This window comes from Streptococcus oralis, from assembly GCF_003944215.1.
In the GTDB taxonomy this organism is placed as follows: domain Bacteria; phylum Bacillota; class Bacilli; order Lactobacillales; family Streptococcaceae; genus Streptococcus; species Streptococcus oralis_BI.
The window spans coordinates 22,921-30,156 of record NZ_RJVZ01000018.1; the positions used below are offsets into that span (position 1 = coordinate 22,921).

Annotated in this window: 8 protein-coding genes; all 8 read left to right on the forward strand. The window is 39.6% G+C overall.

The window, feature by feature from the left end; genetic code table 11:
* The first annotated feature begins 36 nt into the window (after window positions 1-36).
* The 8 genes from glyA to D8804_RS09010 all read left to right on the forward strand — a co-directional run bounded on the left by glyA (window position 37) and on the right by D8804_RS09010 (window position 7,175).
* Entirely contained in the window at window positions 37-1,293 is a 1,257-nt protein-coding gene (gene glyA, locus D8804_RS08975) for a serine hydroxymethyltransferase (RefSeq protein WP_084948618.1), read from the forward strand.
* Window positions 1,294-1,300: 7 nt separating this feature from the next.
* Window positions 1,301-2,275, forward strand: a complete 975-nt coding sequence (locus D8804_RS08980; RefSeq protein WP_000356101.1) for a nucleoid-associated protein — start codon at window positions 1,301-1,303, stop codon at window positions 2,273-2,275.
* The gene (locus D8804_RS08985) at window positions 2,275-2,877 is read left to right on the forward strand and encodes a lysozyme family protein (RefSeq protein ID WP_125399549.1); all 603 of its coding nucleotides are present in this window, start codon (window positions 2,275-2,277) and stop codon (window positions 2,875-2,877) included. Before D8804_RS08980 ends, D8804_RS08985 begins: the two co-directional genes overlap by 1 nt.
* A gap of 86 nt (window positions 2,878-2,963) precedes the next feature.
* Entirely contained in the window at window positions 2,964-3,938 is a 975-nt protein-coding gene (locus tag D8804_RS08990) for a DUF1002 domain-containing protein (protein WP_125399550.1), read from the forward strand.
* Window positions 3,939-4,012: 74 nt separating this feature from the next.
* A complete protein-coding gene (gene rlmD / locus D8804_RS08995) occupies window positions 4,013-5,371 on the forward strand; it encodes a 23S rRNA (uracil(1939)-C(5))-methyltransferase RlmD (RefSeq protein ID WP_125399551.1) in 1,359 nt (452 codons plus the stop codon).
* Between the two features lie 126 nt (window positions 5,372-5,497).
* The gene (locus tag D8804_RS09000; protein ID WP_125399552.1) at window positions 5,498-6,304 is read left to right on the forward strand and encodes an alpha/beta hydrolase; all 807 of its coding nucleotides are present in this window, start codon (window positions 5,498-5,500) and stop codon (window positions 6,302-6,304) included.
* Window positions 6,305-6,315: 11 nt separating this feature from the next.
* Window positions 6,316-6,444, forward strand: coding sequence for an ADP-ribosylglycohydrolase (locus D8804_RS10325; protein WP_080702749.1), 129 nt, complete (start codon window positions 6,316-6,318; stop codon window positions 6,442-6,444).
* A gap of 104 nt (window positions 6,445-6,548) precedes the next feature.
* Window positions 6,549-7,175 (forward strand): SAP domain-containing protein, encoded by a 627-nt coding sequence (locus D8804_RS09010; RefSeq protein WP_125399553.1) that lies wholly within the window; start codon window positions 6,549-6,551, stop codon window positions 7,173-7,175.
* The last annotated feature ends 61 nt before the right edge of the window (window positions 7,176-7,236 follow it).

Genomic DNA, 7,236 nt, shown 5'->3' on the forward strand with positions numbered 1-7,236 from the left:
ACTAAAGGACCAGTCACACTATAAAGGAGAAGACCTATGATTTTTGACAAAGATGATTTTAAAGCATACGATGCTGATCTCTGGAATGCTATTGCCAAAGAAGAAGAACGCCAACAAAACAACATTGAGTTGATTGCTTCGGAAAACGTTGTTTCCAAGGCTGTTATGGCAGCTCAAGGGTCTATCTTGACAAACAAATATGCCGAGGGTTACCCAGGACGCCGTTATTATGGTGGAACTGATGTAGTAGACGTGGTAGAAACTCTAGCGATTGAACGTGCAAAAGAAATTTTTGGTGCTAAATTCGCCAATGTCCAACCTCACTCAGGAAGCCAAGCCAACTGTGCTGCTTACATGGCCTTGATTGAGCCAGGTGATACCGTTATGGGGATGGATTTGGCAGCAGGTGGACACTTGACTCACGGAGCTCCTGTTAGTTTCTCAGGTCAAACCTACAACTTTGTTTCTTACAGTGTGGATCCTGAAACAGAACTCTTGGACTTTGATGCTATCTTGAAACAAGCCCAAGAAGTCAAACCAAAACTAATTGTAGCTGGTGCTTCAGCCTATTCTCAAATTATCGACTTCTCAAAATTCCGTGAAATCGCAGATGCTGTTGGGGCTAAGCTCATGGTCGATATGGCCCATATCGCTGGTTTGGTGGCAGCCGGTCTTCACCCAAGCCCAGTGCCATACGCTCATATCACTACAACAACGACCCACAAAACCCTTCGTGGACCTCGTGGTGGTTTGATTTTGACAAATGATGAGGACCTAGCTAAGAAAATCAACTCAGCTATTTTCCCTGGTATTCAGGGTGGTCCTTTAGAGCATATTGTGGCGGCTAAGGCAGTTTCCTTCAAAGAAGTTTTGGATCCAGCCTTTAAGGAATATGCTTCTAATGTCATCAAAAACAGCAAGGCTATGGTTGAAGTCTTCTTGCAAGACTCTGATTTCCGTATCATCTCCGGTGGAACTGAAAACCACCTCTTCCTAGTGGATGTAACTAAGGTTGTAGAGAACGGAAAAGTTGCTCAAAACTTGCTGGATGAGGTTAATATTACCCTAAATAAAAACTCAATCCCTTACGAAACCTTGTCACCATTCAAGACAAGTGGTATTCGTATTGGATCTGCAGCCATCACTGCGCGTGGATTTGGTGAAAAAGAAAGCCGTAAAGTGGCTGAACTCATTATCAAAACCCTTAAAAATGCAGAAAATGAAGCTGTCTTAGAAGAAGTGAGAAGTGAAGTTAAAGCGTTGACAGATGCCTTCCCACTATACGAGGACTAATACTTTTATGGACATTTATATTAAGAAAGCTATTATCCATCAGTTCAGCCCAGATGATACTGAGTTGTTTCTAGCGGATAAGTTTCTCAATATCACTCCAAAAATCGAGGAATACCTACGTAAAAAAATCGAACGCGTGTATTCAGATGAAGCCAAGACTGGGATTTTCGAAGAAGAAAATCCCTTCTTCAATCACATCACAGATGATTTGTTGGAGACATCAGTAACCCTGGCTAATCTCTGGAAAGAAGAGTTTAGCATTTCTGAAAATCTCAAGACCAATGACTTGATTTTTGTGCAATTTTCTAAAGAAGGTGTAGAGCATTTCGCTTTCTTGCGAATTGCCTTGCGGGAAACCTTGACTCACCTCGGTGGGGAAGTTGATAATCCAATCAAGCTGACTCAGAATAACCTGCCTGGATTTGGAACAGGGGCTGATGAGGCCTTGGTGGTCAATCTTCAAAGTCGCAAGTACCATCTCATCGAAAAACGTATCAAGTACAATGGGACTTTCTTGAATTATTTTTCAGATAATCTCCTAGCTGTTGCCCCTAAGATTTCACCAAAGAAATCCATCAAGGAACTGGAGAAAACGGCCCAGAGAATTGCTGAATCTTTTAACACAGATGATTTTCAATTTCAATCCAAGGTCAAATCAGCGATTTTCAACAATCTTGAAGAAAGCAATGAACTGTCACCTGAAAAATTGGCTAATGACCTTTTTGACAACAATCTGACAGCTCGTTTGAGCTTTATTGATCAAGTTAAGGAAGCCGTACCAGAACCAGTCCAGTTTGATGAAATTGATGCCAGTCGTCAGCTCAAGAAATTTGAAAATCAAAAACTCTCCTTGTCAAACGGAATCGAGCTCATCGTTCCCAATAACGTCTATCAAGACGCAGAATCTGTCGAGTTTATCCAAAATGACAATGGAACCTATTCTATCTTAATCAAAAATATCGAGGATATTCAAAGTAAATAATGTTTAAATTACTACGAAGAGTGCTAGTGCTAGCAGTCTTCCTTTTCGCTGTCTATAAAGTCTATCATATCCATCAAGATGTGAAGCAAGTCATGACCTACCAACCCATGGTTCGAGAAATCCTCAATGAAAGAGATACTCCAGCCAATGAAGAGCTTGTGCTCGCCATGATTTATACCGAAACAAAGGGAAAAGAAGGCGATGTCATGCAGTCTAGCGAGTCTGCTAGCGGTACCACAAATACTATCAATGACAATGTGACGAGCATTCGTCAGGGGATTCAGGCATTGACTGATAATCTCTACCTAGCTCAGGAAAAGGGCGTTGATGTCTGGACAGCTGTGCAAGCCTATAATTTTGGTCCTGCTTATATCGATTTTATCGCTCAAAATGGCAAGGAAAACACTCTCGCCTTGGCCAAACAATATTCTCGTGAAACGGTCGCTCCTATCCTTGGAAATACGACTGGGAAGACCTACACCTATATCAACCCGATTTCTATCTTTCATGGAGCCGAACTCTATGAAAATGGTGGAAATTATTACTACTCAAGACAGGTACGCTTTAACCTGTACATCATGAAATTCTTTAATTTCTTTTAAGCATCTGGTTTTATTAGGTGTTTTTCACTATAAGTTTTCTTTAAGATTGTTTTATTACCCTAGAAAAGTAAAGGAGGGAATATCCCATGAGAAAGAAATTCTTTCTAACAAGCGCTGCAATTTTGTGGGCCGCAACAGCTATGACGAGTGTCCACGCAGCAACCGATGTTCAAAAAGTAATCGATGAAACCTATGTACAACCAGAATATGTCCTTGGTTCTTCACTAACTGAAGACCAGAAAAATCAAACTCTTAGCAAACTTGGCTATGACGCATCGAAAGACACCAAAGATATCAAAACTATGACACCTGATATCTATTCGAAAATTATGAATGTGGCTAATGATGCTAGTTTACAGCTCTATTCGTCAGCTAAGATTCAAAAGCTGGGGGATAAGTCGCCTCTAGAAGTCAAGATTGAAACGCCTGAAAATATCACCAAGGTGACGCAGGATATGTACCGTAACGCAGCAGTGACGCTGGGAGTGGAGCATGCCAAAATCACAGTTGCGGCTCCCATTCCAGTTACAGGAGAGAGCGCCCTAGCAGGGATTTACTACTCATTAGAGGCCAATGGTGCTAAAGTACCACAAGCCAATAAAGACTTGGCCCAAGAGGAGCTAAAAGCCTTGTCAGATATCAATGCTGAAAACAAGGACAAGTCAGGCTACGATGCCAATAAACTCAATGTCGCTTTGGCAGATATCAAGGCAGGAATTGCAAAGGCGAAAGAAGCCAAAGGTAATCTGACAGAAGAAGATGTCCGCAAAATTGTAGAAGATACACTAAAAAACTACAAACTCGATCAGGTTATAACAGGAAACCAGGTCAATATCATCATTAATTTTGCACTTAACCTCTCAAAGAGTGACATTTTGAACAATGCTGATTTCACTAAAACCCTAAATGACCTCAAGCAAAGCATTGTTTCTCAAGCTGGTGATAGCTTTAAAAATATCAACCTCAACTTTGATGCCAATAAAGCGCTAGAAGACGGGGGCAACTTCTTTAGCTCCCTTTGGCAAGCCATTGTCAACTTCTTCAAGAGTTTTGGTGCTTAGGTCATTTCATGATATAATAGATGGTAACAGAAATGTTGCCGTCTTTTTTTGTCGGCCGATAGAAAGTGAAAAATATGTTAAAGAAAAATGATATTGTAGAAGTTGAAATTGTTGATTTGACCCATGAAGGTGCTGGGGTCGCTAAGGTAGAAGGTTTGGTTTTCTTTGTAGAGAATGCTCTACCAACTGAAAAAATCCTCATGCGTATCCTTAAAGTCACTAAAAAGATTGGCTTTGGGAAAGTTGAAGAATACCTTGTTCAATCACCACATCGTAACCAAGACCTTGATCTTGCTTATCTACGCTCAGGTATTGCTGACTTGGGGCATCTTGCCTACCCAGAGCAGCTCAAGTTTAAAACCAAGCAAGTCAAGGATAGTCTCTATAAGATTGCTGGCATTAGGGATATAGAGGTTGCTGAAACGCTTGGTATGGAGAATCCAGTCAAGTATCGAAATAAGGCACAGGTGCCAGTTCGTCGTGTCAATGGTGTCTTGGAAACTGGCTTTTTCCGTAAGAATTCGCATGATCTCATGCCCCTTGAGGATTTCTTTATCCAAGATCCAGTGATTGACCAAGTCGTAGTTGCTCTACGAGACCTGCTCCGTCGGTATGATTTGAAACCTTATGATGAAAAGGAACAGTCTGGCTTGATTCGGAATCTTGTGGTGCGTCGTGGTCATTATTCAGGACAAATCATGGTCATTTTGGTAACCACTCGTTCGAAAGTTTTTCGTATTGAACAGTTGATCGAGCAACTAATCAAGCAATTCCCAGAGATTGTATCTGTCATGCAAAATATCAACGACCAGAATACCAATGCGATTTTTGGTAAGGAATGGAAGACTCTTTATGGTCAAGACTATATTACTGATCAGATGTTGGGAAATGACTTCCAAATCGCTGGCCCAGCCTTCTACCAGGTCAATACTCAAATAGCGGAGAAACTTTATCAAACAGCTATTGATTTTGCAGGATTAAAAGCAGATGATGTGGTTATTGATGCTTATTCAGGTATTGGAACGATTGGATTATCCGTTGCGAAACATGTCAAGGAAGTCTATGGTGTAGAGGTTATTCCAGAAGCGGTAGAAAATAGCCAGAAAAATGCTTCTTTGAACAATATTACTAATGCTCACTATGTTTGTGATACAGCTGAAAATGCAATGAAGAATTGGCTCAAGGAAGGTATTCAACCAAGTCTTATCCTAGTAGATCCACCAAGAAAAGGCCTCACTGAGAGCTTCATCAAGGCAAGTAGTCAAACAGGAGCTGACCGCATCGCCTATATCTCTTGCAATATTGCCACCATGGCTCGCGATATCAAACTCTATCAAGAATTAGGATATGAGTTGAAGAAAGTACAACCAGTGGACTTGTTTCCGCAAACGCACCATGTCGAGTGTGTAAGTTTGTTAGTGAAACGTGGCTAATCCTCAAAAGGTTCACTGAACCTTTTGAGTCCCGCAGACGCATCATGCGGAGACGGTATCACTGCTTGTACAAGCTGATTAAACATGGGTGTAGCTAGTGAAAGTCCTACAGTGAGGAGTTTAAACATGAAATTCCATGAATTTGGTGATAAGAATTTGCCTCCTATTTTACTGATACATGGTGGTGGCAGTTCTTGGTGGAATTATCTTCGTCAAGCACGAATCTTGTCAAAAGAATACCGTATTATTCTACCCACTTTGAATGGCCACGGCGAGGAATATCAACTTGATTATGTTTCTACTGAAGATTCTGCTTTGGAGATTCTAGACTATATCAAAGCAAACTGTGGTGGGAAATTGTTTGCAATCGGTGGTGTTTCACTTGGTGGTCAAATTGCCATAGAGCTTTTGTCTTTAGACAGTGAAATTGCTGAGAAGGCCATCATAGATGGAAGCCTCTGTATTCCTCAACCAAGGTTAGCTAAAATCAGCATCTTTCTAGTGTCTCTATTTGGTAAACTGATGTTCAATAAATTCTCTTGCAAACTTCAGTTAAGCATGATGAACAAGCTCTATCCTAAACTGGCTTATCCAGAGGAAATAAAAGCTTATTATTTGGAGGATTTGCCAAGGACGCCTATCAAAACATTGGTGACCATTTACAAAAACTATATGGGATGTTACAAGTTGAAAGATATGATTTCTGCTAGCAAGGCTCAGGTTCTGTATATCTATGGTGAAAAAGAATTGAACTGTGTGAAAGAATCAGCGAAATTATTTCATCAGCTACATTCAAATACAATTTTGTATGAAGCAAAGGGCTATAACCACGGCTATTTATCAGCTTACCTGCCTTATGAGTGGATTGATTTGGTGGTGCCATTTTTAAAGAGTGACTCATTAGAAATGTGTAACGAATCTGATATGCAATAAGGAGGAAACGGATGCTCGGAGTAATTGTTGGAGACATTGTAGGTTCTGTTTACGAATGGAACAATATCAAAACGAAGGATTTTCCTTTATTTTGTGAGGATTGTTTTTTCACGGATGATACGGTAAGTCCGAACCTCTGAGTGTGTAAGCTTGTTAGAGAAACGGAACTATTCCTCAAAATAAAGAAACTAAAACTCCATTATTTCGAGATGACAGCCTAAATTGGTTTTAAGGAGGTAAAATATTGATAGAAAGCAGACCTGAGTTTGAAAAAATCTCATCTTTTGATGAGTTTAATAAATACTATTGGTATCGTGATGAACTTTCACAGATATGCAAGTCATTAGGTCTTGAAAATAGAGGTACAAAACAAGAACTAAATGATATTATTAAACAGTACTTTAAGGGTAATTTGATTAAAAAATCATCAGTAAAAAGGAAAAAGAAACGAGTAGAAGTCGTTACCTTGGACACACCCTTGCTTGAATGTGGATTCTCCTTTAATGCAAACTTTAGAGAATATTTCTCAACTTTAACAGAGGTTTCACCCTTCAAGTTTACTGCTGATATGGCCACTGCTTGGAGAAAAGTAAAAAAAGAACATGATTTAAGTTTTACCATTCAAGATATGCTAAAAGTTTATTATGGAAATTCAGACTATGCCAAGTATGATCATTCGGTGTGTCAATGGAACCAATTTCTAAAGAATTTCTGTGCAGACGAAAATAGTCGAAATTACTCGAATAAACTAAAAGTAGCTTCTATTCTTTGGAAAGAGGTTAGAAATTCAAGTAATGAAAAAATTTATTCAAAGAATCTTTTGACTGAATATGCTGATAAAATAAAAGAGTGTGGCGAGATAGTTAAATAGAAGTGACTTGCTTTTGATAATCTGAATTTTAAACTAGCTATTATACATTAATGCCCAGTAC